The sequence below is a fragment of the Cupriavidus sp. FW306-01-F10A genome, from assembly GCF_058782785.1.
Map to the genome: position 1 here is coordinate 1 of NZ_JBYSYA010000008.1, position 26,316 is coordinate 26,316.

At 65.8% G+C, this 26,316-nt stretch carries 23 protein-coding genes and 2 pseudogenes; 8 read left to right on the forward strand and 17 right to left on the reverse strand.

From position 1 onward, the window contains the following. Positions 1-108: 108 nt before the first annotated feature. The 4 genes from gsiB to AC3WLF_RS13620 are packed head-to-tail and all read right to left on the reverse strand — an operon-like array spanning position 109 to position 5,589. On the reverse strand, positions 109-1,665 hold the full coding sequence (gsiB, locus tag AC3WLF_RS13605; RefSeq protein ID WP_492356487.1) for a glutathione ABC transporter substrate-binding protein GsiB: 1,557 nt from the start codon (positions 1,663-1,665) through the stop codon (positions 109-111). 38 nt (positions 1,666-1,703) lie between these two features. Further along, positions 1,704-3,587 carry a dipeptide ABC transporter ATP-binding protein gene (locus AC3WLF_RS13610; protein ID WP_492358435.1) on the reverse strand — a complete coding sequence of 628 codons (1,884 nt, stop codon included), beginning with the start codon at positions 3,585-3,587 and terminating at the stop codon, positions 1,704-1,706. A 56-nt stretch (positions 3,588-3,643) separates the two neighbouring features. Continuing rightward, positions 3,644-4,618 (reverse strand): isoaspartyl peptidase/L-asparaginase family protein, encoded by a 975-nt coding sequence (locus tag AC3WLF_RS13615; RefSeq protein ID WP_492358375.1) that lies wholly within the window; start codon positions 4,616-4,618, stop codon positions 3,644-3,646. Positions 4,619-4,626: 8 nt separating this feature from the next. Continuing rightward, entirely contained in the window at positions 4,627-5,589 is a 963-nt protein-coding gene (locus AC3WLF_RS13620; protein WP_492317872.1) for a MurR/RpiR family transcriptional regulator, read from the reverse strand. Between the two features lie 284 nt (positions 5,590-5,873). Between AC3WLF_RS13620 and AC3WLF_RS13625 the strand changes: the two genes are divergently transcribed. Next, positions 5,874-7,808, forward strand: coding sequence for an ATP-binding cassette domain-containing protein (locus AC3WLF_RS13625; RefSeq protein WP_492352647.1), 1,935 nt, complete (start codon positions 5,874-5,876; stop codon positions 7,806-7,808). Positions 7,809-7,909: 101 nt separating this feature from the next. After that, a pseudogene (locus AC3WLF_RS13630) lies at positions 7,910-8,219 on the forward strand (Tn3 family transposase); the annotation flags it as partial. 227 nt (positions 8,220-8,446) lie between these two features. On the opposite strand, the gene AC3WLF_RS13635 reads toward AC3WLF_RS13630, so the two are convergent. The 3 genes from AC3WLF_RS13635 to AC3WLF_RS13645 form a co-directional block, all read right to left on the reverse strand. Further along, complete coding sequence (locus tag AC3WLF_RS13635; RefSeq protein WP_492317874.1) at positions 8,447-9,247, reverse strand: class I SAM-dependent methyltransferase; 801 nt, start codon at positions 9,245-9,247, stop codon at positions 8,447-8,449. Between the two features lie 393 nt (positions 9,248-9,640). Beyond that, positions 9,641-10,660: an ATP-grasp domain-containing protein gene (locus AC3WLF_RS13640; protein WP_492317947.1), complete on the reverse strand. Its 1,020-nt coding sequence runs from the start codon at positions 10,658-10,660 to the stop codon at positions 9,641-9,643. A 429-nt stretch (positions 10,661-11,089) separates the two neighbouring features. Further along, positions 11,090-11,746, reverse strand: coding sequence for a sugar transferase (locus AC3WLF_RS13645; RefSeq protein ID WP_492317875.1), 657 nt, complete (start codon positions 11,744-11,746; stop codon positions 11,090-11,092). Between the two features lie 270 nt (positions 11,747-12,016). Here AC3WLF_RS13645 and AC3WLF_RS13650 point away from each other — a divergent pair, with 270 nt between their 5' ends. The 3 genes and pseudogenes from AC3WLF_RS13650 to AC3WLF_RS13660 all read left to right on the forward strand — a co-directional run. Next, the gene (locus AC3WLF_RS13650; protein ID WP_492317876.1) at positions 12,017-12,319 is read left to right on the forward strand and encodes a hypothetical protein; all 303 of its coding nucleotides are present in this window, start codon (positions 12,017-12,019) and stop codon (positions 12,317-12,319) included. A 90-nt stretch (positions 12,320-12,409) separates the two neighbouring features. After that, on the forward strand, positions 12,410-13,750 hold the full coding sequence (locus tag AC3WLF_RS13655; protein ID WP_492317877.1) for an NAD(P)-binding domain-containing protein: 1,341 nt from the start codon (positions 12,410-12,412) through the stop codon (positions 13,748-13,750). A 68-nt stretch (positions 13,751-13,818) separates the two neighbouring features. After that, positions 13,819-13,995: pseudogene (locus AC3WLF_RS13660) on the forward strand (transposase); the annotation flags it as partial. 113 nt (positions 13,996-14,108) lie between these two features. Here AC3WLF_RS13660 and AC3WLF_RS13665 read toward each other — a convergent pair. The 4 genes from AC3WLF_RS13665 to alr all read right to left on the reverse strand — a co-directional run bounded on the left by AC3WLF_RS13665 (position 14,109) and on the right by alr (position 17,884). Further along, the gene (locus AC3WLF_RS13665) at positions 14,109-14,594 is read right to left on the reverse strand and encodes a disulfide bond formation protein B (protein WP_010810635.1); all 486 of its coding nucleotides are present in this window, start codon (positions 14,592-14,594) and stop codon (positions 14,109-14,111) included. Positions 14,595-14,738: 144 nt separating this feature from the next. Continuing rightward, complete coding sequence (locus AC3WLF_RS13670; RefSeq protein ID WP_492317878.1) at positions 14,739-15,302, reverse strand: GNAT family N-acetyltransferase; 564 nt, start codon at positions 15,300-15,302, stop codon at positions 14,739-14,741. 3 nt (positions 15,303-15,305) lie between these two features. Next, complete coding sequence (radA, locus tag AC3WLF_RS13675) at positions 15,306-16,667, reverse strand: DNA repair protein RadA (RefSeq protein WP_492317879.1); 1,362 nt, start codon at positions 16,665-16,667, stop codon at positions 15,306-15,308. A gap of 95 nt (positions 16,668-16,762) precedes the next feature. Next, on the reverse strand, positions 16,763-17,884 hold the full coding sequence (gene alr, locus AC3WLF_RS13680; RefSeq protein WP_492317880.1) for an alanine racemase: 1,122 nt from the start codon (positions 17,882-17,884) through the stop codon (positions 16,763-16,765). A gap of 569 nt (positions 17,885-18,453) precedes the next feature. Between alr and lplT the strand changes: the two genes are divergently transcribed. After that, a complete protein-coding gene (gene lplT / locus AC3WLF_RS13685) occupies positions 18,454-19,773 on the forward strand; it encodes a lysophospholipid transporter LplT (protein WP_492317881.1) in 1,320 nt (439 codons plus the stop codon). Positions 19,774-19,788: 15 nt separating this feature from the next. Here lplT and AC3WLF_RS13690 read toward each other — a convergent pair whose 3' ends face one another. The 4 genes from AC3WLF_RS13690 to tsaB are packed head-to-tail and all read right to left on the reverse strand — an operon-like array spanning position 19,789 to position 23,081. After that, entirely contained in the window at positions 19,789-20,925 is a 1,137-nt protein-coding gene (locus AC3WLF_RS13690; protein ID WP_492317882.1) for a DUF1853 family protein, read from the reverse strand. Then, on the reverse strand, positions 20,900-21,769 hold the full coding sequence (locus tag AC3WLF_RS13695) for a uracil-DNA glycosylase (RefSeq protein ID WP_492358376.1): 870 nt from the start codon (positions 21,767-21,769) through the stop codon (positions 20,900-20,902). Before AC3WLF_RS13695 ends, AC3WLF_RS13690 begins: the two co-directional genes overlap by 26 nt. Then, positions 21,766-22,326, reverse strand: coding sequence for a ribosomal protein S18-alanine N-acetyltransferase (gene rimI / locus AC3WLF_RS13700; RefSeq protein WP_492317884.1), 561 nt, complete (start codon positions 22,324-22,326; stop codon positions 21,766-21,768). Before rimI ends, AC3WLF_RS13695 begins: the two co-directional genes overlap by 4 nt. Then, positions 22,323-23,081, reverse strand: coding sequence for a tRNA (adenosine(37)-N6)-threonylcarbamoyltransferase complex dimerization subunit type 1 TsaB (tsaB, locus tag AC3WLF_RS13705; RefSeq protein WP_492317885.1), 759 nt, complete (start codon positions 23,079-23,081; stop codon positions 22,323-22,325). Before tsaB ends, rimI begins: the two co-directional genes overlap by 4 nt. Before the next feature lie 130 nt (positions 23,082-23,211). On the opposite strand from tsaB, the gene AC3WLF_RS13710 reads away from it, so the two are divergent. Continuing rightward, the gene (locus tag AC3WLF_RS13710; protein ID WP_492317886.1) at positions 23,212-23,481 is read left to right on the forward strand and encodes an acyl-CoA-binding protein; all 270 of its coding nucleotides are present in this window, start codon (positions 23,212-23,214) and stop codon (positions 23,479-23,481) included. Between the two features lie 25 nt (positions 23,482-23,506). Here AC3WLF_RS13710 and AC3WLF_RS13715 read toward each other — a convergent pair whose 3' ends face one another. Together AC3WLF_RS13715 and AC3WLF_RS13720 are read right to left on the reverse strand one after the other, a co-directional pair. Continuing rightward, positions 23,507-24,988, reverse strand: a complete 1,482-nt coding sequence (locus tag AC3WLF_RS13715) for a DHA2 family efflux MFS transporter permease subunit (RefSeq protein WP_492317887.1) — start codon at positions 24,986-24,988, stop codon at positions 23,507-23,509. Beyond that, on the reverse strand, positions 24,985-25,461 hold the full coding sequence (locus AC3WLF_RS13720) for an SRPBCC family protein (RefSeq protein ID WP_010810624.1): 477 nt from the start codon (positions 25,459-25,461) through the stop codon (positions 24,985-24,987). Before AC3WLF_RS13720 ends, AC3WLF_RS13715 begins: the two co-directional genes overlap by 4 nt. Positions 25,462-25,596: 135 nt before the next feature. Here AC3WLF_RS13720 and AC3WLF_RS13725 point away from each other — a divergent pair, with 135 nt between their 5' ends. After that, positions 25,597-26,271, forward strand: coding sequence for an SGNH/GDSL hydrolase family protein (locus AC3WLF_RS13725; protein ID WP_492356481.1), 675 nt, complete (start codon positions 25,597-25,599; stop codon positions 26,269-26,271). Positions 26,272-26,316: the final 45 nt, after the last annotated feature.

The following is a 26,316-nucleotide window of genomic DNA, read 5'->3' on the forward strand; positions in this document are numbered from 1 at the left end:
AGTTGTGTTACCCATGTCCCCGAACAGGTGTTACCTATGTCCCCGGTCTATACACGCGGGAGAGGGGAGCAAACCGCCAGCGGGAGAAGCGCCGCTGGGGGTCTCTCATCACTGCTTGATATCGATCTCTTCAAAATTGAACGACCCATCCGGCATCACATACGCACCGGTCAACCGCTTGCTGCGCGCAAACAGCACCTTCTCGGTCACCAGGAAGGCCCACGGCGCATCCTTCCAGATGCGTTCCTGGGCGTCCTTGTACAGGCGCGCCTTTTCGCCACGATCGGTGGTGCGCAGCGCGCCGGCGATATCGGCGTCGACCTGGTCGTTCTTGTAGTACGCGGTATTCAGCAGCTTGGGCGGCATCGACTCCGAAGCCAGCAGCGGACGCAGCGCCCAGTCCGATTCACCGGTCGACGACGACCAGCCCACGTAGTAGATGCGCACGCCGGCATCTTCCGGCTTGGGCACGCTCTCGACCTTTTCCACGCGCTGGCCGGCCTCGAGCGCCTGCACCGAGGCCTTGATGCCGACCTGCTGCAGCTGCTGCTGCACGAACTGGATCACCTTCTGCGCGGTGGTGTGGTTGTAGGCCGACCACAGCGTGGTCTCGAAGCCGTTCGGATAGCCGGCTTCCTTCAGCAGCGCGCGCGCCTTGGCCGGGTCATACGGCCACGGGCCCAGCTTCTCGGCATAGTCCACGCCCGGCGGCACCACGCCTTCTGCCGGCACCGCGTAGCCAGCGAAGGCGACCTTGGCCAGCGCGTCCTTGTTGATGGCATAGTTGATGGCCTGGCGCACCTTGGGGTCGTTGAACGGCTTGACCATGGTGTTCAGCGACAGGTAGCGCTGGATGATCGACGGCGAGGCGATCAGATCCACCTTGGCGCTGTTCTTCAGCACCGCGGCCTGCTCGAACGGGATGCTGAAGGCAAAGTCAGCCTCGCCGGTCTGCATGATCGCGGCGCGGGTGTTGTTGTCGACCACCGGCTTCCAGGTAATGGTGTCGATCTTCGGGTAGCCGGTCTTCCAGAAGCCTGCGAATTTCTTGCCCTTCAGGTGGTCGGGCTGCTTCCATTCGACAAATTCGAAGGGGCCCGTGCCAACCGGGTGGAAGGCGATTTCCTTGCCGTACTTCTGCAGCGCGGCCGGCGAGATCATCACCGCCGACGGGTGCGCCAGCACGTTGATGAACGGCGAGAACGGCTCTTTCAGCGTGACCTTGACCGTATTGGCATCGACCACGTCAGTCCTGGCGACACGGTTGAACAGCGTGTAGCGCTTGAGCTTGTTGGCCGGGTTGGTGACGCGGTCCAGGTTGGCCTTGACGGCGCCGGCATCGAAGGTGGTGCCGTCGTGGAACTTGATGCCCTTCTTCAGCTTGATCGTATACGTGAGGCCGTCCTTGCTGACGTCGTAGCTGTCTGCCAGCACATTGACCAGCTTCATGTCCTTGTCCAGGCCGAACAGGCCCTGGTAGAAGCTCTTCCCAACCGCCTGCGACAGCGTGTCGTTCGAATCGTACGGATCCAGCGAGGTGAAGGTCGAACTCACCGCCATCACGGCATCCTTGGCGGCGAAAGCCGGGGCCGAAACCAGCATGCCCAGCGTGCCGGCGGCAAAGGCGCCGGCCACCCATCGGGGCGAAACCATACGTGCAGACATCGTCGATTCTCCTTGGTAACTTGGTGACTTCCAGGACTTCAATAGGCGCCGCCGACGGCATGCCGGGCGACATAGTGGCCGAGCGATCCGCTGCCGGCGACCTGCACCAGCGGTTGCACCACCGGCTCGTCGCCAACCGCGCGGATCGGGCTGGGGATCTCGTCGTTGAGCGGCTCGCGCCGCAGGTGGCGCCGCGCCGGGTCGGCGATCGGCACCGCCGACATCAGCTTCTTGGTGTACGGATGCTGCGGATTCTCGAAGATCGCGCGGCGCGGCCCGATCTCGACGATCTGGCCCAGGTACATCACCGCCACGCGATGGCTCACGCGCTCCACCACCGCCATGTCGTGCGAGATAAACAGGAAGGCGATGCCAAGCTCGCGCTGCAGGTCCAGCACCAGGTTGACGATCTGCGCCTGGATCGACACGTCCAGCGCCGACACCGACTCATCGGCCACCACCACCTTGGGGTTCAGCGCCAGCGCGCGCGCAATGCAGATGCGCTGGCGCTGGCCGCCGGAGAACTCGTGCGGATAGCGCGCCGCGTGCGATGCATCCAGCCCGACCTTGTCGAGCAGCCAGGCCACGCGCTGCTCTGCCTCCTTGCCGCTGGCGACCTTGTGCACCAGCAGCGGCTCCATGATCGAGTAACCCACCGGCACGCGCGGATCGAGCGAGGCGAACGGGTCCTGAAAGATGAACTGGATATTGCGGCGCAGGGTCTGCAGCGCCGGCCCTTCCATCTTGCTGATGTTCTGCCCGGCAAACTCGATGGTGCCGCTCTGGCTTTCCACCAGGCGCAGCAGCGAGCGGCCCGTGGTGGACTTGCCGCAGCCGGACTCGCCCACCAGCGCCAGCGTCTCGCCGGGATAGAGGTCGAAGCTGACCTTCTCGACCGCATGCACGCGCCGCGTGACGCGGCCGAACAGGCCGCCGGGGACGTCGAAGCGCGTCACCAGGTCCTGCACGCGCAGGATCGGCGCCACGCCCGGGGTAACGGTGTCCTGCGCTGCGACCGGTTCAGGGTTGGCGCTGCCCAGCTGCAGCAACGGGAACTTGGCCGGCAGGTCGGTGCCGCTCATGGCGCCAAGGCGCGGCACCGCCGACAGCAGCGCGCGTGTGTACGGATGGGCGGGGGCACGGAACACATCGTCCGAGGTGCCCTCTTCCACCTTCTCGCCGCGGTACATCACCAGCACGCGGTCGGCGACCTCGGCCACCACGCCCATGTCGTGGGTGATGAAGACCACGCCCATGTGCATCTCGGCCTGCAGGCCGCGGATCAGCTGGAGGATCTCGGCCTGGATGGTCACGTCCAGCGCCGTGGTGGGCTCGTCGGCGATCAGCAGCGCCGGCTTGCACGACAGCGCCATCGCGATCATCACGCGCTGGCGCATGCCGCCGGAGAGCTGGTGCGGATAGCGCTCCAGCACGCGGCGCGCCTCGGGGATGCGCACCAGCTCCAGCATGCGCAGCGCTTCGGCGCGCGCCGCGGCGCGGCTCTTGCCCTGGTGCAGGCGGATCGATTCAGCGATCTGCTCGCCCACCGGGAACACCGGGTTGAGCGAGGTCATCGGCTCCTGGAAGATCATCGCCACGTCGGCGCCGCGCACGCTGCGCAGGGTGGCGTTATCCGCGCGCGCCAGCTCGATCACCTCGCCGCCGCGCCGGCGCAGCGCCATGCTGCCGGAGGCGATCTTGCCGCCGCCATGCTCGACCAGGCGCATCAGCGCCAGCGACGTCACCGACTTGCCCGACCCCGACTCACCCACCACCGCCAGCGTCTCGCCGCGGTCGACATGGAAGGACAGGTTGCGCACGGCCTCGACGGTGCGCTCGGACGTGGCAAAGCGCACGGTCAGCCCGTTCACCGAGACCACGCGCTGCGGTGGCAGCACGATGCCGGACTGGGAGGCTTGCATAGGGGAAGTGGCCACTGGAACTCCTTGTATTGCCGGGTGATGCAGGGGGATGGCGCTCAGCCGTAGATCGACACGTTCACGGCCTCGCCCACCCGGGCGAAACCGCGGTACATGCCTTCGGTGTTGAAAGGCAGCGTGACGTTGCCGGCGCGGTCCACCGCGATCAGGCCGCCGCGGCCGTTGATGGCCGGCAGCTTCTCCATCACCACGCGCCGCGCCGATTCCTCGAGCGACAGGCCCGCATAGCGCATCTGCGCGGCCACGTCGTGCGCGGCCACGGTGCGGATAAACATCTCGCCGGTGCCGGTGGCAGACACGGCCGCCACGTCGTCCGCATAGCAGCCCGCGCCGATCACCGGGGTATCGCCCACGCGCCCCACCTGCTTGTTGGTCACGCCGCCGGTGGAGGTGGCCGCAGCCAGGTTGCCGCGGCCGTCGCAGGCCACCGCGCCGACAGTGCCGAACTTGCTGTCCGGATCGATCGGGTCGCTCGCCAGCGGCTTGCCTTGCGCCACCAGCGCAGCGGCATCGTGGTCCAGCAGCGCCATGCCGGCGTTGCCAAGCGCACGCTGCCACTGGTCATGGCGGGCCTGCGTGAAGTAGTAGTCCGGGCCCACCAGTTCCAGCCCCTGCGCCTGCGCAAAGGCCTCGGCGCCGGCGCCGGCAAAGAGCACGTGTTCGCTGTGGTCCAGCACCGCGCGCGCGGCCAGCACCGGGTTGCGCAGGCGCGTGACGCAGGCCACGGCGCCGGCTTCCAGCGTGGCGCCGTCCATCACCGCGGCATCGAGCTCATAGGTGCCGGCATGGGTCAGCACGGCACCCTTGCCGGCGTTGAACAGCGGGCATTCTTCCAGCAGGCGCACGGCCTCGGTGACCGCATCGAGCGCGCTGCCGCCCTCGGCCAGGATGCGCTGGCCGGCTTGCAGCACGTGTTGCAGCGCTTCGATGTATTCGCGTTCGCGGGCGGCGTCCATCGCCGCGCGGGTGATGGTGCCGGCGCCGCCGTGGATGGCAATGACTGCTGGTTGCATGTGAATGCTCAGGACTTGCGGGTGTTGGAGGATCGGCCGCGCTTGGCGCCGGCCGTGGGTTCGGTGGGCTGCGCGGTGCCGGGCGCGGCACGGCCGGCGGACTCCGCGGCCGGCGCGCCGTACAGCCACGGCAGCAGGAATTCGGTCATTTCGGCGGCGGCCTTGACCGGGCGCTCGGCCCGGTGCGCCACCGCGCCGCACAGCGCCTCGATCAGCGCCAGCACGGTGGCATCGGAGTTGGCCGAGAGCCGGTTGCCGGCCTGCGCGTAAAGCGCGATATCAGCGAGCGGCGCCAGCGGCGAGGTCGGCCCGTCGGTCAGCGCCAGCACCTGGCCGCCGCGCGACTTGGCCCGCTCGGCCAGTTCGATGGTGTCCGTGACGTAGCGCGGGAAGGCAATCACGATCAGCAGGTCGCTCGGCTGCTGCTTGAACAGCTGCCGCGCCGCATGCGAGGCGCCGCCGGCGCCCGCCACCGAGGTCACCATGCGGCAGTGCATTTCCAGCCCGTGCTGCAGCAGGCCAGCCAGGAAACCGCTGGCACCGAAGCCGGCCACGTAGACACGCTGCGCCGCCAGGATCGCCGAGACCGCGCGCTCGCAGGCCTCCGGGTCGATGCCGCGCCGCGTGGCTTCGGCGTTGGCCGCGGCATCTTCGAGCGAGGCGGCAAAGACTTCGGCCGCGGTCGCGGGCCGCTCCAGCTCGCTGCGCAACCGCTCCACCGGAGCCAGCGTGGCCTCGAAGCCGCGCACCAGCTCGGCCCGGAACTGCGGATAGCCGTCGAACCCCAGCGCCCGCGCAAAACGGTTGGCCGTGGCCACCGACACCTCCACCGCCGCGGCAAATTCGTCGATGCGCATGGTCGCCGCGCGGAACAGATTGGCCAACACGTATTCCGCCATGCGGCGGTGCGCCGGCGTCAGCGTCGGCAGGCTGCGCGCAATGCGGTCTGAGATCGAGTGGCCTTTTTGCATGGTGGAAGCGGTTGGTCTGGACGTCGTCTGGTGCACGCCGTGTTCGTGAAAATGAATTTACACGCAACGCACGAACAAGAAAATAGAGTTTTGCGAGACCAAGGGTAATCCCTGAATCGCCGCGGCACGAAGGCACATTGGCGGTGCACGTTGCCGAGCTGTTTTGCACCGTCAAGGCGTGCGGCGCACCGGAAACGCTACAATGCCGGCCAGCGCACCAGGCCCGGCGGTTGCCCGCTTTCTGCGCGCTTTTTCTGTTTTTCACTCAGGCATTTCCCCCTCCCGTGATCCGAATCGACCAGCTAGTCCTCCAGCGCGGCACCAAGGTGCTGTTCGACCACACCAGCGTGACGCTCAACCCGGGCGAGCGCGTGGGCCTCGTCGGCGCCAACGGCAGCGGCAAGTCGACGCTGTTCGCGCTGCTGCGCGGCGAGCTGCATCCGGACGGGGGCGACGTCATCGTGCCGGCGCAGTGGCGCGTCGCGCACGTGGCGCAGGAAACGCCTGCGGTCAGCCGCACCGCCGTGGATTACGTGATCGATGGCGACACCCGCCTGCGCGAGATCGAAGCCGCCATCGCCGCCGCACAGGCCAGCGGCGACGGGAGTGCCGAGGGCGAAGCCCACGCCGCCTTTGCCGACGCCGACGGCTACACCGCCCCGGCGCGCGCCGAGGCCCTGCTACTGGGCCTGGGTTTCACGCTGGCGCAGGTGTCGCAGCCGGTGGCCTCGTTCTCCGGCGGCTGGCGCATGCGCCTGAACCTGGCGCAAGCGCTGATGTGCCCGTCCGACCTGCTGCTGCTTGACGAACCGACCAACCACCTGGACCTGGACGCCATCGTCTGGCTGGAAGACTGGCTGGCGCGCTATCCCGGCACGCTGGTGATGATTTCGCACGACCGCGAATTCCTCGATGCGATCTGCAACGTCACCGTGCATATCGAGAACCAGCAACTGCGCCGCTACGGCGGCAACTACACGCTGTTCGAGACCCTGCGCCTGCAGCAGATGGCACAGCAGCAATCCGCCTACGTGCGCCAGCAGAAGGAAATCGCGCACCTGGAATCGTTCATCACGCGCTTCAAGGCCAAGGCGACTAAGGCGCGCCAGGCGCAGAGCCGCGTCAAGGCGCTGGAAAAGATGGAGCGGCTGGCGCCGGTGCACGTGGCCGCCGGCTTCGCCTTCGAGTTCCGCGAACCCGACGCCGCGCCCAACCCGATGATGGTGCTCGACGGTGTCGACTGCGGCTATGCCGAGGCCGAGCCGCCCGTCACCATCCTGCACAACCTGGCGCTGTCGATCCAGAACGGCCAGCGCATCGGCCTGCTCGGCGCCAACGGCCAGGGCAAGTCGACGCTGGTCAAGACGCTGGCGGGCACGCAGGATCCGCTCAAGGGCAACCTGCGCCTGGGCAAGGGCCTGCAGATCGGCTACTTCGCCCAGCACCAGCTGGAGACGCTGCGCGACCACGACTCGCCGCTGCAGCACCTGGCGCGGCTGGCACCCGATACCCGCGAGCAGGAACTGCGCGACTTCCTCGGCAGCTTCAACTTCCGCGGCGACATGGCCACTTCGCCGATCGAACCGTTCTCAGGCGGCGAGAAAGCGCGGCTGGCGCTGGCGCTGATCGTCTGGCAGAAGCCCAACCTGCTGCTGCTCGACGAACCGACCAACCACCTGGACCTCGACACCCGCGAGGCGCTGACCATGGCGCTGGCACAGTTCGAAGGCACGCTGATCCTGGTGTCGCACGACCGGCATCTGCTGCGCGCGACCGCCGACCAGTTCATGCTGGTGGCCGACGGCACCATCAAGCCGTTCGACGGCGACCTGGACGACTACCGCGACTGGCTGCTGCAACAGGCCGCGGCCAAGCGCAATGCCGCCACTGCCGCGCACCTGGCAGAGAACGCCGGCGATGCCGCGTCGGCGGTCAACCGCAAGGACCAGCGCCGCGCCGAGGCCGACGAGCGCCAGCGGTTGTCAGCACTGCGCAAGCCGTTGACGAAGGAACTGGAAAAGGTGGAAAAGCGCATGGCGGTACTGCAGGCCGCCAAGGAGGAGATCGACCAGTTCATGGCCGATGAAAGCAGCTATGCCGAAGCCAACAAGACGAAGTTGATGGAGATGCTCAAGCGCCAGGGTGAGGTCAATGGCGAGCTGGAGACGCTGGAGGAGAAGTGGCTGGAGTTGCAGGAGCAGATCGAGCAGATTGCGTGAGGGGACGATAGCACTGATGCGCGATGCCTCGCGGTCTGGGGGGGCAGGAGTTTGGCGCTGCTTGTCACGGGAACGGCCATGGACGTTCTGGCCAACATTATTCTCTGCCGGCGGGTTACCACTTGCGCCACCGCAAGATGGGAGCGGTGGCCTACCGCCATGTTGCCGACAACTACATCGCCCGGCGTCGGCGTGTGGGAGGCCTACCTCATCGAGGGCCCGCTCAAGACAGGCTTGAGCGTGGAGGCCGGCACCGTGCATGCCGACACCCAGGCGCAGTCGGCCGCCGTTTTCGCCTTTACCTACCTGCTTGGCATCAAGCTGATGCCGCGGATTCGCAACTGGCAGGACCTGAAACTTTACCGAGCCGATCCCACCTCCAGGTATCGTAACAGTGACCGCCTCTTTTCGGGCGCAGTGGGTACACGCTCATCGGCACAGCCAGCTCAGCGGCCTCAGCACCGAGACTACCCGCGCCAAGTGCTGGGCCGCATCGCCGATCATCCAATTAACCGGACCCGAACTGCCGCCTGGGCCGTCGCTGCCGAGCTGCCGGCCCTCGAACCGGCCCTGGTCTCCTACGTCAAAATCCCTTGCCACCGTCAAGGACGGCACGTTACATCTTGGCAGAGGTTCAGTTAGGTTTGCCGAGGCAGTTCGTACGCGATGGTACGAATGACGCCTACGTTGTCCTGCACCTCGCAGAGTATCCGCGTCGACAAGGCTTTCAGCTCGAACGGCGGCTCCGTCACCACGATCCCGCTTGGTATAGCCCCCCAAATCCGGAGACCAGGACCGATCGGCTTGTCGAGATTTGGCGGGAAATCGGGTGCCAGAGGCAAGTACTCAGTCAGAATCAGGCTCTTGTATGGCGTCAGGCTGGCAAGCACGCCGGCAATGCGTGCGTTGTCCAGATGATCGAGCACCTGGCGCAGGAAAACGACGTCACCTCTCGGCCAGGGCTCGCTTGTGATGTCGAGGCACCGGAAGTCCACATCAAGACTGGAGAACCTGGTGCGGTTCGACTGGATGACTGCCTCGACCACGTCGCAAGCAATGTAGCGTGCGCAAGCCGGCCGGATACGGCTGCCGACATTGAAATCGCCGCAACCGAGGTCAACCACGTCTGGCCGGTATGGCAACGAGCCGAGGTAGGCCGTTACGGCTTCGACATAGGTGTCGACGATCGCCGGATCATGAGAACTGCTCCCGCTGTAGAACCCGGAGTGGTCCTTCGCCACGCCCCACCCCCCGGTTTCGTAGACATGGGAAAACACCTCGCGAAGCGCCTTTCCCTGATACAGGGCGCGGTCTTTGCGGATGGTCCGGTCGTGGTGGTATTTCAGCAACCAGGCTGGCGTGTACGGCTTGAGCCGTTGTTTCAGCCGTTGCATCAACACAGTGCGCAAAGGCTTGGTCGGTATGCTTGAAGTGTTCACAATATGCCTCCTGCAAAGAGTGGCGAAATGTGGACGGCCCGGGGCGGGCGGGTCGCGAGCCCTCAATCTATCGGGTGTGCAAACCGCACAATGTCTGGTTTCGCACATCGGAATGTCAAAAAGGTCCAGTGTATGGCGCGTCGGCAAGCATCTGACCGATGACGCTCTTCACGAGGGGACGCATTTGGCCGGCACCTGTCGCCTGGCGGCTCCCGGGCATCTGCCTCGCTGTGCTCACACCGAGCAGCGCTGCCGAATTGACCCGGCGCGCCATGGAAATGAGCGCGCAACCGCTCACGGAAATCGCCGCGATTTGCCGACAGTCTGGTTCAAGATCCATCTCGGACGAGTGTGGCTGCTCCGTCCTGTTGCATTGCTCGTTATCGCCTGCCTTTATCCCTCCTCAACCCATGCTCCCACGCCGACCGGGTAGTCGCACTTGGCCAGTTCGATACCGGCCTGATAGCGGACTTCCTGCCCTTGCTGCCCGCCGCGCACGCAATTCAGCAGTATCCGCACCAGGTTGGCTCCCGCTATATGGGTAAAGGGATAGCCTCCTCCGAATCTTGGATTCATCTCCAGCAGGTACTGACGCCCGTCGCGCTCGATCACATCGCAGTCGACATTGCCGATGTGCCGCAATTCGCGACTGATTCGCGTGGCCAGGTCGTTGAATGGCGCGCTTTCGACAGTGATCGCCCGGTCCGTCTCCCCCGCCCGCATCGACAGCTTCTTGCGGACCGCAAACCCGATCGGCCTCGCCTCAAGATCGTTGAAGATATCGAGCCCGTACTCCTGGCCCGAGATCACTTCCTGGATCAGCACCTCCATCCCTGGCTGTCCCATCTTTGCGAAAATCGATTTCAGCAGGATCCGCTGGCAGTACGCACGGGCGAAGCGAAGCTCGTTCAGGTCCTCGACCACGAAGATGCCAAAACTTGCGCTGCCCCAGCGGGGCTTGACAATCAGAGGGAAGGCTACCGAGCCCGTCGCAATGGCATGCTCTGCGCTTTCGAGGGTCGCATAGCTGCGCGGCGTGCACAGCCCGATTGATTCGGCGAACTGCGCAGTCAGGAACTTGTCCGCGCAAAGGTTAATGACCCCTGCCGACGAGATGACCGGTATCGTTCCGATTTCCCGAAACCGTTGAGCGTGCTCTGCAATGAGCGGGAGCTCCAAGTCATTCAGCGACAGGAGGGCCGAGACCCGATGCACCCTGCATACATCGATCAGGAAGTCGATGTAGTTATCCGCTAAGACGTCGGGGCCTACCAAGAACATGTCGCATGCGCTCGCGGCCGGCGCGCCGCGTTGCATGTCCACCCCAAGCACCATGCCGGTCCCGCTTAGCTCCGACTTGAAATACTCCACCAGATAGCGCCGTCTACCTATGCAGGTCAAAAGAACGTTCATCTTCACCCCAATGTCATTCCAATCAAAATGACCCTGCCATAGCCTCACAGGTCTTTCGATGCTTTCGTCGGACCGGATTTCGGCCCTGCGGCTGGAGCGCCGGCACTTTCTTCCTTGCAGTCCTTGAACCTGGGTTCACCGATCGCGCGAAGCCGTCCCGCCAGAACTGCGGCCATTGTCCTGCGCCCAACCGTACCACGTACCATCTAATCAGAATCACCGGCAGGAAAGAAGCACGATACGTGCGCCAATTCACGTAGTGGCAACACGCCTTTGAGCACCCACCGGCACAGCCTCTCACCAACGGCCGTCCCCTCCTGGTCCGGTAGTTTGTCTTGTTCGAGCTGAACTGCCACGATACGGCATCGATCTCTTCGCGAGAGAAGCATGGTCACAAGGAGAACATGCGGTATTCAGCATGAACACTCGTCATGCCGTGCGAATCGGAACTTCTTCTTTCTGCGCGGCCTCGGACTCGCTGGCGACGTACTGGGTGCCTGGGCTGCCTGTAAATGAAGGCACGGTCAGATCCCCCGCGGCGTTGATGCCCTGGCGGTCCATGACAGTGCCCACCGTGAGCCAGAGGATCTTCAGATCCAGCCAGAAAGAGCAGTGGTCCACATACCAGGTGTCGAAGTGAAACTTATCTTCCCAGCTCAGAGAGTTCCGCCCGTTCACCTGCGCCCAGCCGGAAATGCCGGGACGGACCAGATGACGACGTGCCTGGTCCGGTGAGTAGAACGGCAGGTACTTCATCGGCAAAGGTCGTGGACCAATGACACTCATGTCGCCCACCAGAACGCACCAGAACTGAGGCAGCTCATCGAGACTGGAGCGGCGCAGAAAATTGCCGAACGGCGTGAGCCTGTCATCATCCGGCAAGAGCTCGTCATCAGGGCCTCGCTCTTCCGTCATGGTTCGGAACTTCACGACTTCGAATGGCCTGGCACCCAGGCCTGCACGTGTTGCACGAAACAGCACCGGACTGCCCAGCTTCCATCGCACTGCGCCAGCCAGGATCAGCAACGGAATGGCCAGCACGAGCAATGCCATGGAGGCGAAAACTATGTCGAACAAACGCTTCATGATCGATCCGCCCAGTTCGTCCCGCAGCGGCATTCATGGCCATCCCCTGACAGACAATGGATTTCCGCTCCGGCGTCTATCTAACCAAAGCCGAGCCTCCGTGTGAAGGACCAAAATGTGGTCGAGGCCACGTTGCGCCGCGCCACCGGTGCTGGAACGGTTGCATCGCCAGGAATTCGACTATGTCCGCCATGGCATACATGGCTCTGACGACCTGCGCCTGCGCGCAAGCCGTGTCCGGCCACCCGAAAGAGAATCAAGAAAGCGAGTGTGCGCGCCCGTACAGATGACACGGCGGCCTGGTTCTGGATTGCCTTAATCTGGCTGGACGGCACGATAGAAGCAATCGGAAATCGCTGTGCAGCACGCCACGCTGATCTATTGGACACGCTGAATAGGGCGATCGCAACTGTTCAATTGCTTGGATTGGCGCGCCCGATGGTCAATCGTGAAGTCAATAGTGCGGTTGATCTCTCAAGGCGCCGCACTATGGTCGCGCCATGCCTGTGGTTATTTGGTTCGCACTTTCAGTGGCATGATTTTATCGAAGACATGACAGCACCGGAAAAATGATTCAAGAATGATTTTCTGCACCGCAGCATCATGCGGTGGTCCGTACTGCGCGGCTCCGCAAGCCAGGCAAGTTTAAGGGGAAGAGCAATAATGATCTCGTCGACGGATACGGTTATCATCGGAGCTGGTCCCTATGGCTTATCGGTTTCGGCCTACCTGACCTCAGCTGGCGTGCCTCATCAAATTCTTGGGAAACCAATGCATGCCTGGAGGAATTTCATGCCTCCAGGCATGCTGTTGCGCTCGGAAGGATTTGCCTCGAATCTCTATGCGCCGCGGGAAGGCTATACGATTGAAGAATATTGCCGTCGCAATCGTATTGAATATAAACCGATTGGTATGCACCTGCCGCTCGAGCTCTTCGTGGAATACGGGCTTTGGTTTCAGTCGCAGTTGGTCAGTCATGTTCGCGCAGTGGAAGTTGTCGATATGCACCGCAAGGATGCATTCTTCCGGCTGGCCCTGGGCGACGGCAGTTCCCTGGCGGCGCGGCGCGTGGTAATGGCTTTGGGTCTGAAGGGATTTTCGCAAATGCCTCCGGCACTACAGGGCATGCCGACACCTTACGTGGTTCACTCCAGCGAATTCGGGAGTCTGGAATGGGCTAAGAACAAGAACATCGTCGTTGTGGGCGGAGGTCAGTCGGCAATCGGGCTCGCAGCACTGTTGAGCGAGATCGGAGCGCGGGTTCGCTTACTCGTGCGCGGTGCGACTGTGAATTGGAGTAATGAACCGCGTACCTCCCGCGGGGGTATCTCAAGGCTACTGAGATCGCACGTCGGGATAGGACGCGGTTGGCAGTCGAATACTCCGAGCGCTCTTTTGTCTTCCTTCTTGGTGTCCGAGTACCCTATTGTCTTCCACATGATGAATCTTGAGCGCCGCATGAGAACTCTAGAGACTGGGTGGGGACCGTCGGGTGCCTGGTGGCTGCGCAATCGCGTGGATGGCAAGATTGATATCTTGACTCAGACTGAAATCAGGCAGGCCGAAGTCAAGAATGGTCAGGTAGTTCTGCAGGTCGCGACCAGGAACGAAACGTCCTGCATTAGCGCTGATCATGTTGTTGTCGCGACGGGGTTCAAGGTTGACATGGCCAGACATTCCTTCATTTCCCAGGAACTCTTGAATTCGCTTTCACTCATTGACGGCTCGCCAAGTCTGACGCGCAATTTCGAAACCAATGTACGCGACCTATATGTGGTTGGGCCGGCCGCCGCGCTGAGCTTTGGGCCTGCTCTGCGTTTCATCTATGGCGCAAAATATGCGGCTCCACAGTTGGCACGGCACATCAGTAGATGCTTCAAGAATGAAACCAGGATTTCCGTCGCCCAGTCACAGGCCCTCCCTTCGGAGCTGGTCGAGGGAAGTGGTGGCAGCGGCCTGCATGGACAAAGCATACTTCAGGCCCCGGGAAATAATATCGAATAGTTTCAGAAGGCGCTCTCAACTTGCTAAGAGCGAGACGGAGTAGTGGCAAGCCGGACCACTGCACCCGGGATATCCTGACTGCGGTGGCAGACGGCCTCAAGGGCATGGAACAGGCCCTGAACGCCGTGTTCCCCCAAACGAGGCTGCAGTCCTGCATCGTGCATCTGATCCGCAACAGCCTGGAATACGCCAGCAGGAAGGAGTGCCGGGCCGTGGCGGCGGCGATCAAGCTACTGTGGCTGGCCCTGCGCAACAGGTACTACCCGACTACGTCAAAGCAAACCAGCGCTGCTCGAAAATCCGTTGCATCAAACAAACACCGGCGCCTGGTGCGCCGGTTTCCTTATCAGTTCACCACTCAGCGGAAATTCTTCTCGCGCCGGATCAACCCCACCGCCAGCGTCAGCGTCAGGATAAACAGCCAGATCAGCGACCATGCCGGCACCGACAGCCCCAGCACCGGCGGCAGCGGCGCGGTGCACAGGCCATCCGCGTAGAACACCTGCGGCAGCGCCTTGGCAGTCGGCAGCGCGTTGACCCAGTTCTCCAGCGGATCGATGCCGCAGCTGGCCTTGGGATTGAGCAGCAGCGACACGTGGTAGACCGCCACCGCAATCCCGGCGATGCCGGACAGCATGCCCAGGCCCTGCCACAGCGAGCGCGTGTTCTGCGCCACCGCGGCCAGCAGCGAGAAGATGCCGATGCCGATAAAGGCAAAGCGCTGCATCACGCAGAGCGGGCAAGGCTGGTAGCCCTTTTCAAACTGCAGGTAGAGCGCAACGCCGACCAGGCCGAAGGAAACGAGGGCGATCAGCAGGAAATAGGCGCGAGAGTTGGCTTGCATAGTGGGTGATCAGGTAATCCGGTAAGCGCTGCCGTCGGTTGATGGCGCGGCATTGCTGCGCATTATTACCTATTTTGCAGCGCCTGCAGTTGGCGTCACACGCAGCGCAAGCCCCCTGCCCTGTGGCGGATTGACGCAGGTGTGCTATGCGCCGGCTGCCTGCCACGCCGTGCGCGGCAAACGGTACAGGCAGTGGGGCCGCAAGGGGTGCCCTTGCGGCAACGCGGGATGCTCGAAACCCACGGCATCCTCACGCATGCCGAGCCTTTCCATGACCGCCCGCGAGCGGGCGTTGGCGAGTGTCGTGAAGGACACGATCTCATCCAGCCCCAGCCGCTCAAAGCCCCAGGCAAGCGCGCCGCGTGCCGCCTCGGTCGCGTAGCCGCTGCCCCAGGCGTGCCGCGCCAGGCGCCAGGCGATCTCCACGCAAGGCGCGAACGGCAGCGCCGCGGTGGGTTCGTGCAGTCCGACAAACCCCAGGAAAACACCGTCCGCCTTGCGCTCCGCCACCCAGACGCCCCATCCCTTCGCTGCGATCAGGCTGCGGCAGCGGTCGGCCATCGCATCGCTTTCAGCACGCGCCAGCGGCGCAGGGAAATAGCGCATCACCTGCGCATCGGCATTGAGCGCGGCAAACGGCGCATAGTCCGCCTCGCGCCACTGGCGCAGCCGCAGGCGTTCGGTCTCGAAGGCGATGCCGTCGTCCATGGCTCAGTCCAGATGGCGCACGCGGTCGATGGCCTGCTCGATGCGTTCCACCGCGATCACTTCGAGCCCGTCGATCCTCTGTTTGGGCGCGTTCGCCTTGGGAATCACGGCGATCGTAAAGCCCAGCTTGGCGGCTTCCTTCAGCCGCTCCTGCCCGCGCGGGCTGGGCCGGATCTCGCCGGCCAGGCCGACTTCGCCGAACACCACCAGGCCGCGCGGCAGCGGCTTGTTGCGCATCGAGGAATGGATCGACAGCAGCACCGCGAGGTCGGCGGCAGGCTCGGTGATCTTGACCCCGCCCACCGCGTTCAGGAACACATCCTGGTCAAAGCAGGCAATGCCCGCGTGCCGGTGCAGCACGGCCAGCAGCAGCGCCAGCCGGTTCTGCTCAAGGCCCACCGCCAGCCGGCGCGGGTTGGGCACATGGGCGGTATCGACCAGCGCCTGGATCTCCACCAGCAGCGGACGCGTGCCCTCCTGCGTCACCAGCACGCACGAGCCCGGCACGGTCTCTTCGTGCTGCGACAGGAACAGCGCCGACGGATTGCTGATGCCGCGCAGGCCGCGCTCGGTCATGGCAAACACGCCCAGCTCATTGACCGCGCCGAAGCGGTTCTTGAAGGCGCGGATCAGCCGGTGCGACGAATGGGTATCGCCCTCGAAATACAGCACCGTATCGACGATATGCTCCAGCACGCGCGGACCGGCCAGGCTGCCTTCCTTGGTCACATGGCCGACCAGGATGATGGTGATGCCGCTGCTCTTGGCAATGCGCGTCAGCTGCGCCGCGCATTCGCGCACCTGCGCCACCGAGCCCGGCGCGGAGGTCAACGCCTCTGAGTACAGCGTCTGGATCGAGTCGATCACCGCGACTTCGGGCTTTTCCACTTCCAGCGTGGCCTGGATCTTCTCCAGCTGGATTTCGGCGAGCAGCCCCAGCGACGGGCTTTCCACGCCCAGCCGCTGCGCGCGCAGCGCGATCTGCGCACCGGATTCTTCGCCGCTGACGTAGAGCACGCGGCGCTGGCCCGCAAGGTTGGCCAGGGCCTGCAGCAGCAGCGTGGACTTGCCGATGCCGGGATCGCCGCCGATCAGCACCACCCCGCCCGACACCAGGCCGCCGCCCAGCACGCGGTCGAATTCATCGATGCCGCTGGAGAAGCGCGGCACGTCGGCGGCATCGATCTCCGACAGCTTGCGCACCGTGGCCGAGGCGGCCAGCGGCTGGAAGCGCTTGTTCGCGGCGGACTCGGCCACCGTCTCCACCAGCGTGTTCCACTGCTGGCAATGCGGGCACTGGCCGGCCCAGCGCGGCGTGGTGCCGCCGCATTCAGTACACGTATAGACAGTCTTGGTCTTGGCCAACGGATGTCCTTGCAGGAAAAAACGAGCCGGGCCCACAAGTGGCCCGGCCGGCAGATGGTAAGTGCGCGGGCCTGCGCCCGCACCAGCGCCCCGGATCAGGCCACGGCAGGCGCGGCGCTGTCCGAGGCCGTGATCGTCGCCACCGAGGTCGGCACGCGCGGCGCCAGCGCGCACATCAGCTCATAGCCCACCGTGCCGCTGGCCTGCGCCACCTCGTCGATCGGCAGGCCCTGACCCCACAGCGTGACCGGGCTGCCGACCCTGGCCTTCGGGCACGGGGTCAGGTCCACGCACAGCATGTCCATCGACACGCGCCCGACCAGTTCGGTGCGCACGCCATCGACCAGCACCGGCGCGCGCTGCTCGCCCCAGCCCGACGCATGGCGCGGGTAGCCGTCGGCATAGCCGCACGCCACCACGCCGATGCGCATCGGCCGCTCGGCGGTGAACAAGGAGCCGTAGCCGACGGTATCGCCCGGCTGCAGGTCCTGCACCGAGATCAGTTCGCTGTGCAGCGACATGGCGGGCTGCAGGCCGGTGCCGGCAATATCGGCATCGCGCCCGGTCGGCGAGGCGCCGTACAGGATGATGCCCGGGCGCACCCAGGCGCGGTGCGCCTGCGGGTGCCACAGCACCGCGGCCGAGTTCGACAGGCTGGCCTCGCCCGGCAGGTTGGCCGTGGCGGCGTCGAAGGCCTCGATCTGGTGGGCGATGCCTCGGGCACTATCCGCATCGGAAAAATGCGTCATATGGACGATACTGCCCACGCAGGGCATGGCGCGTGCGCGCTCCCAGGCGGTACGGTAAGCGGCCGGATGGAAGCCGAGCCGGTTCATGCCGGTATTGAGCTTGAGCTGGATTGCCAGCGGCCCCTTGGCGCGTGCGCTTTCCAGCATGCGCAGTTGCTCGTCGCAATGGATCGCGGTGGTCAGGCGGTATTGTTCGATGACGGCAACGTCCTGCGGCTGGAAGAAGCCCTCCAGCAGCAGGATCGGGCCCTGCCAGCCAAGGTCGCGCAGCAGCACGGCCTCGTTCAGGTCGAGCAGGCCGAAACCGTCGGCGCCCCGCAGGGCGGCAAAGACGCGGCGGATGCCGTGGCCGTAGGCATTGGCCTTGACCACCGCCCAGATGCGCGACTCCGGCGCCTTGCGGCGGATGATGTCGAGATTGTTGGCCAGGGCGGGTTGGTGGATGACAGCGTGGATGGGTCTTGGCATGGAAGTCACATCTCAGGAAGCGGACGAGCAAGCAGGCGGCGCTGACGGCATGGGCGGCCGCGCGGGCGCTGGAAGGACGGCTCTGTCTCAGTATCGATGGCGCAAACGTCACCTGTCGGTGTGCAGCAGCATGTTGCGGCGACTGGCATGCGGGAATGTGCGGAATTGGCAGGCCCGTGTATCCCAGTCACCATATCGGTTCGACCACGCACCAGATCAGGGAAGACCTGGTCGGCTGGTCGCGATCGCAGTCGTTATTTGAACACATTCAGATGCCGTTGCCGGGGGTCATTGGGGAATCGGCGCGGCAATCCGCTGTCAAAAAGAGCCCTTGCCGGGGTTCGGGAATGTCATGTTTTCGTGATATAAAGCCGGACGCTCCGGCCATGTTCTAAAAGCGAAGCATTATGTCAATGACTGTCAGGCAAGCCTCAAGGCGCCGCAGCGCAGCACCACAGACACAATTCGACACGGCCGCGGCACAAGGTTCCCTGCAAACCATGGCCTCCCCGGTGGGCGCCAGCCTGGCCAACCTGAGCGGAGCTCGCGATGGAGAAAAAGTCGACAGCATGAAGAAGGGTTTTTACACCATCATGGCCGCGCAGTTTTTTTCTTCGCTGGCCGACAATGCCTTACTGATCGCCGCCATCGCCCTTCTCACCGAATTGCATTCCCCGCAGTGGATGACTCCGCTGCTCAAGCTGTTCTTCGTTCTTTCCTACGTCGTTCTCGCCGCCTTCGTCGGCGCCTTTGCCGATTCCATGCCCAAGGGGCGGGTGATGCTCATCACCAACGCCATCAAGGTGGTCGGCTGCGCCATCATGATGTTCGGGCTGCACCCGCTGCTGGCGTATGGCGTGGTGGGATTCGGCGCGGCGGCGTACTCGCCGGCCAAGTACGGCATCCTGACCGAGCTGCTGCCGCCGGAGAAACTGGTGCTGGCCAACGGCTGGATCGAAGGCCTGACGGTGGGCTCGATCATCCTGGGCACCGTGGTCGGCGGCGCGCTGATTTCCGTGCACGTGTCAGGCATGCTGCTGCAACTGGATGTGCCGTTCCTGAACACCGGGATCGACACCCCGGCCGAGGCCGCGATGGTGGTGATCATGCTGTTCTACGTGGTCGCCTCGATCTTCAACCTGTTTATCCCCGATACCGGCGCCCGCTATCCGGCGCAGGAAAAGAACCCGATCAGGCTGATCGCCGAGTTCGGCGACTGCTTCGTGGCGCTGTGGCGCGACAAGCTGGGCCAGATCTCGCTGGCGGTGACCACGCTGTTCTGGGGCGTGGGCGCCACGCTGCAGTTCATCGTGCTGAAGTGGGCCGAGAAATCGCTGGGCCTGAACCTGTCCCAGGGCGCGCTGCTGCAGGCCGTGGTGGCCGTGGGCGTGGCCGTGGGCGCGATCCTGGCCGCGGCGCGCATCCCGCTGCGCAAGTCGCTGTCGGTGCTGCCCTTTGGCGTGGCCATGGGCGCCACCGTGATGATCATGGCGTTCTACACCAAGGATGCGATGCCCAATGTCACGCTGGACGTGCTGGGCATGCATATGCCGCTGTACATGGCCATCGCCTATGTATTCCTGATGGTGGTGGGCGCCATGTCGGGCTACTTCGTGGTGCCGATGAACGCGCTGCTGCAGCACCGCGGGCACGTGCTGCTGTCGGCCGGCCACTCCATCGCGGTGCAGAACTTCAATGAGAACGTCTCGGTGCTGCTGATGCTGTGCCTGTATGCGCTGCTGATCAAGCTGAACGTGCCGATCGGCGTGGTCATCGTCGCACTGGGCCTGTTTATCTGCGTGACCATGGCGCTGGTGCTCAAGCTGCACAAGTACAACGCGCGCACCTTCAACTCGCTGGCGATGATCGGCGAGGACAAGCACCACTAGCCGGCGCAGCGAGGGTCAGGCCGCGTCCTGCGCGGCCTGCGGCCCTGGCCTTGGCGGCTCCGCCGCCCGCGCCAGCGCCCGCTCCTCCCACCCCGGTGGCACCACGAACCCGCGCGAGCATTCGCGCCACCAGCCCGGCGCCTCCGGCCCGGCCGGTTCCAGTTCGCACAGCATCACCGGCGATTCGCGCCGCCAGCCGTGGTCATGGCGCGGGTCGGCAAAGCGCTGCGCCAGCATCGCGCGCAGCGCGCCGACTTCTTCCGTGCCGGATTCGGGCACCAGCGCGCCCGACAGCCAGCCGGTACGCGGCAGGCGGCACCAGCGCAAGCCGGGCCGCGCGGCAGCGCGGGCGGCCCAGTCATCGAGCGTGGACCACCAGCCGTGCAAATGGTCTGGCGCGATGCCCAGCGCATCCAGCCCCGGCGGCACCCGGCCATCGCGATAGAACAGCCAGCCCAGCAGGTAGACCTCGCTGCGGTCCACCATATGTCCCAGCAGGGCCTGTGCCTCCGCGGTGCAGCCAAGGGGGAGCTGGCGGTGCACGATGTGGCCCAGCTTGTCGCCAAGGCGGTCGACCAGGTTCGGGCCGACGAAATCCTGCGCCCGCGCCACCTGGCTGTCGCCAGGCGCCATCAGGTAGAACTTGGCCGCCATCTCCCAGTGGACCACCGCGCCCGACGCCTGCTCGCGCCAGATAAAGTCCAGTTCGCCCAGCGTGCGGATACCCTGCCGCCCGGCGCGCCGCACCGGCACGTTGGCGGCCAGCAGCGACAGCCCCTGCATATGGCGCAGCGCAAAATGCAGCAGCCGCTCGGCATGGCGGCCCAGGCGCAGGCTGCGGCTGGCGGGGTCCTGGTCGGGATCGTCGGCGGAGGGGGCGGCGTGGCCGTCGGCCAGTTCGTCGATGGTGGCGGGCAGCGTGGCGGGGTCAGCGGCTTCCAGCCAGTGTTGCCAGGCGGCCAGCGTGCCGGCGGGCCAGCGCGCCGGGGCCGCGCCCGGCACCGCCGCCAGCAGCGGCGGCGAGAGCGTGGTCCAGGCCAGGTCGCGCGTGCGCGCCGACGCAGCGCGGCGCCACAGTGGCGGGCCCGACGGCCTGTTGCCGTCGCCGCCGCTGGTCAGGGAGAGATCAGGCCCCAGCTCCCGCACGGTCATGGACCTCCCTGGCCAGGCACAGGTCTTCCCAGGCGCGCGCCTTGTCGGTCAGGGTGCGCAGCAGGTAAGCCGGATGGTAGGTCACCACCACGGGGATGCCTTCATAGCTATGTACGGTGCCGCGCAGCTTGCCGATCGGGGTGGCGGTGCGCAGCAGCGACTGCGCCGCAAAGCGGCCCAGGACCACGATCACCCTGGGCTTCACCAGCGCGATCTGGCGGCGCAGGAACGGCTCGCACTGCGCCACCTCCTCGGGCTCCGGGTTGCGGTTGCCGGGCGGGCGGCACTTGAGCACGTTGGCGATAAACACATTGCGCCCGCGCGCCAGCCCGAGCGCGCCGAGCATATTGTCGAGCAGCTTGCCGGCCTGGCCCACGAAGGGCTCGCCCTGCAGGTCTTCGTTCTCGCCGGGGGCTTCGCCCACCAGCATCCATTCGGCCTGGCGGTCGCCCACGCCGAATACGGTATTGGTGCGGTTCTGGCACAGGCCGCACGCGGTGCAGCCGGCCACGGCGGCGTCCAGCGCCGGCCATTCCATGCTGGCGATGACGGCTTCGCGGTCTGCTTGCGCCGAGCCGGGTTCCGGGCCAGCGGGAACCAGAGCAGGCGCAACCGGCGCCCGGGAGACCGGCGGCGCCACTGGCGCCGGCACCGGCACGGCGGGTTCCGCAGCCGGGCCGGCAACCACCGCGGCAACCTCGGCCACAGGCGCCTCGGCCACAGGCATCGCTGCCTGCGCCACGGCCACCTCCGGCGCCGCCTCTGCCTGCGCATCCGCGCGCTCGCGCGGCACCCATTCGGTCGGGATGCCCAGGACTTCCAGGAACTGTGCGCGGCGGCTCATGCCCTGCCCTCCGTGCCTTCATTGGCGGCGGACTCGGCCGGCCAGCTGCGGCGCAGCACCAGCGCGTCCTCGCGCTTGCTGCCCAGGGCCGGGTAATAGCCCTTGCGGCGCCCGATCTCGGCAAACCCCGCCGCCTGGTACAGCGCGATCGCGCCGGTATTGGACGGCCGCACTTCCAGCAGCATGGTATGGATGCGGTGCGCGTGCGAGGTGGCCAGCACCACCGCCAGCATCAGCCGCCCCAGCCCCTGGCGCTGGCGCCGCGGCTCGACGGTGATATTGAGCAGGTGCATTTCATCGACCACCGGCATCAGCACGGCGTAGGCCACCAGCGTGCCGGCCGGGTCGCGCAGCGTCAGGCCGAGATGCCCGGACTTGACCGAGTTCTCGAAATTGCCGCGGGTCCACGGATGGCTGTAGGCACGTGCCTCGATGCCCGCCACGGCCGCCAGGTCGAGCGCGCTCATGCGGCCCAGCGCCCAGCCGTCCGGCAGCACCGGCATGGCCGGCACGGTCGGCCAGTGGTTGCGGGGATCGAGCGGATAGGCTGCACTCACGATGCGCTCCCGGCCTGGGCCGCGGCACGGGCGGCAGCGGCGGCTTCGCGTTCGGCGATGGTCTGGGCGACCTTGTCGCGCAAGTAGATCGGCATGGCCTGGTCGGCGTCGATGGCCTCGCCGCGCGCCAGTGCGCGCAGTGCAATCGCGACCATCGGCTGCGCGTCGGGCATCGCCTCCGGCAGCACGCGCGCGGCGCGCGCCAGGCCCGCCAGCCGCTCGCCGAACACCGTCGAGGCGTTGCCGGCCAGCCAGTATTCGCCGTCGGGCAGCGGCACGGTTTCCGGCGCACTGACCTGCATCGGCGTGACTTGTGCCCATTCCCGCGCGCTGGCATGCCAGCGGAAAGCAGCGGAATAGGCTTCATCCATGCGCGCATCCAGCGCCACCAGCACCGCGGTGTCGTCCGGCAGCGCCGGAGTAGCGGCGCGCGCGCGCTCGGCGCAGGTCATCAGGGTATTGACCGGAACCACCGGCAGCCCGGCGCCGAAGGCCAGCCCCTGCGCCACGCCGCAGGCGGTGCGCAGGCCGGTGAACGAGCCCGGGCCGGCGCCAAAGGCAATCGCGGCGCAGTCCGCCAGCGCGATGCCGGCTTCGGCCAGCAGCTCGCCGGCAGCCGGCAGCACGCGTGCCGACGAGCGTGCACCAGTGTGCTCATGGCGCACCAGGCACTCGACTCCGGCACCCGGCACCGCACGTCCGAGCGCGACCGAGCACCACTCTGTAGAAGTTTCAACAGCAAGAATCCAGGACATGGCGCGATTGTATCCGGTGACGCCCGGAATCGAGGGCTTCTTCGGTTTTATACGGACGGCGCGGCGCCGCCGGGCGGCTATCATCGGCCTGCACTTTCGCAATCCAGACAGCACACACGGAGGAACCCCCATGAGCGACCTGCAGGCACGCTTCGACCAGGCCCAGATCAACGTCAAGCAACTGAGCGAGCGCCCCAGCAACATGTCCCTGCTGCGCCTGTACGCCCTGTTCAAGCAAGGCAGCGAAGGCGATGCCCACGGCGACAAGCCCGGCATGACCGACTTTGTCGGCCGCTACAAGTTTGAAGCCTGGGAAGCCCTGCGCGGCACCGCGCGCGAACAGGCGATGGAGCAGTACATCGCACTGGTGGAAGAACTGCGCAGCGGCGCAGCCAGCTAAGCAAGCGCAGGCAGGCCCGGCGGCCTCAGGCCGCCGGCACCGGCCGCGGCCGGATCCGCCACGCCGCGATCATCGCACTGGCAATCACCACGCCCACGGCCAGGAAGGTTTCATCGAAGGCACGGATGCGCGCCGCCTGCACGGCGGCGTCGCCGGCCTGGCCCAGCACCGCGCCGTGCTCCGCCAGCCGCCATTGCAGGCCCACGCCCGCCAGGCTCACGCCGATGGCGCCGCCCAGCTGGCGCAGGAAGTTGATGCAGCTCGAGCCCTGCGCGATCAGCGTGAAGTCCACTCCCCGCATTGCCCCCAGCGTCAGCGACGGCAGGATGCAGCCCAGCCCGATCCGCCCCAGCACCGCCAGCGCCACCAGCACCAGATATGGCGTGGAGCGCGAGCCCAGCGCCATCAGCAGGAACGACAGCGACAGCAGCGCCAGCCCGAACGACACCTGGATATGCGGCGCGATCTTGTGGGTGAAGCGCCCCGATACGGCAATCGTCAGCGCCAGCATCACGCCCGCCGGGAACAGCACCAGGCCCGCGCGCGACGGCGTGTATTCCAGCGCCATCTGCATATAGACCGGCAGCAGGTAGGTCGAGCCGAACAGCCCCGCGCCGTAGATAAAGGCCACCACCGCGCCGGCAGCGAACTGCCGGTAGCTGTAGAGCCGCAGATTCATCAGCGGATGCGCCGCGCGTAGCTGCCACAGCACGAACGCCGCCAGCATCAGCACGCCGAAGCCCAAAAGCGCCAGGCCCGCGGGCACGCTGTCGCGCATCTCGACCACGCCGTTGAGCAGGCTGACCGTGGCAATGCCGGCCAGGCCCAGCCCGCGCCAGTCCAGCGGCTGGCGCTCGCCCATCATGATCGAGTCCACCGCCATGAAGCGCCGCGCCATCAGCACGCCGATCAGCGTCAGCGGCACCACCACGAAGAAGATCGAGCGCCAGCCGAAGGCCTCGACCAGGAAGCCGCCCAGGCTGGGCCCCAGCGCCGGCGCCAGCACCACGCCAAAGCCGAACATGCTGATCGCCTTGCCCTGCTCGCGCTCTTCGAACACGCGCAGGATCAGGATATTGGGCAGCGGCTGCATGATGCCCGCGGCGACGCCTTCGGCCACGCGCATCGCGATCATCACGCCGTAGGTCGGTGAAAAGCCGCCAAAGAGCCCGCCCGCGCCCAGCAGCAGCGAGGCCCCCAGGAAGGTGCGGCGCAGCCCGTAGCGGTTCAGCAGCCAGGGCGTCAGCAGCATCGACAGCGTCATCGCAATCATGAAGCTGGCCGCCACCCATTGCGCGCGCTCCTGCCCCAGCACGAAATGCCGGCTCAGGTCCGGAATCGCTACGTTGATGATGGTGGACGAGACGATCGACGAGATCGTGCCCAGCATCAGCGTCACCAGCACCAGCCAGCGCAGCCGCTCGCCGTAGCGCGCACGCAGCGCCAGCCGGGTCGGCAGACCCGGCCGCTGGCCGGAACCCTCCGGCGTGGCGGGACCCTCGCTCACCCCAGCCGTCCGGTGTCAGCGATCTCGCGGATCTTGCGCACGGTGTCGATATCGGCCTCGTGGTAGGCGGACTTGACGATCTCGGCATAGCGGTCATCGCCGCTGGCGTCGACCGCCGGCATGGTGGTGTTGTAGACAAAGCGCAGCAGCAGCGCGCCCGGGCCCGGGGTCTCGATCGCCATGGTCAGCGTGCCGCCGGCATGCTCGGCCGTGGCCGCGGTTTCATAGCGCACCTGCCGGCGCGGCTCGAACACCACATGGTCATGGATCGACGCCTCGCCAAAATGCAGCACGCGATCGATCCAGTTGTCGCCGCGGCCGACTACCTCGGCGCGGTCCAGCCCCAGCACGAAGAGTTCGGGCGACTCGGCGCGCAGCACCAGCCCTTGCCACAGCTGGTCAGGCGTCAGCGGATCCAGTTGAGGATTGCCTGGATCGTTGATCTCAACCAAGTGCTCGAAACGCAACTTCATTCTCCCGATCGTCAGTAAGTCGATATTATGAAGTCTCCGCGTATTCGGGAGACCTTTTTGTCTGCGCGGTGCAACATGGCTTGACACGGACCATTGCCCTTTATCGACCAATATCCACGCCAACTGGAGTCCCGCATGACCGCCGCGCCGCTGGCCGAAACCGATCCCCTGCAGATCCTTGTCTACGCCGACTCGCTGTCATGGGGCATCGTGCCCGGCACGCGCCGGCGCCTGCCCTTCCCGGTGCGCTGGCCCGGCCGGCTGGAGCTGGGCCTGAACGCCGACGGCGGCGCCCCGGTGCGCGTCATCGAAGACTGCCTGAACGGCCGCCGCACGGTCTGGGACGACCCATTCAAACCCGGCCGCAACGGCCTGCAGGGGCTGGCGCAGCGCATTGAAATCCACGCGCCGCTGGCGCTGGTGGTCCTGATGCTGGGCAACAACGATTTCCAGTCGATGCACCCGCACAACGCCTGGAACGCCGCCCAGGGCATCGCCACGCTGGTCCAGGCGATCCGCAGCGCGCCGATCGAGCCGGGCATGCCGGTGCCGCCGGTGCTGGTCGTCACCCCACCCCCGATCCGCACCCCGCGCGGGCCGCTGGCGCCCAAGTTTGCCGGCGGCGAACATAAGTGGACGGGCCTGCCGCAAGCCGTGGCCGAGGTCTGCACGCAACTGGGCTGTCCGCAGTTCGACGCCGGCACCGTGATCCAGAGCAGCGAGGTCGACGGCGTGCACCTGGATGCCGACGCGCACCTGGCACTCGGCGACGCGCTGCGCCCGGTGGTGCGGGAGCTGTTGCGCGGCTAGCGCGCCGTTCCTGGCACCTGCCTGGCCGGCTGAAACATCACTCCT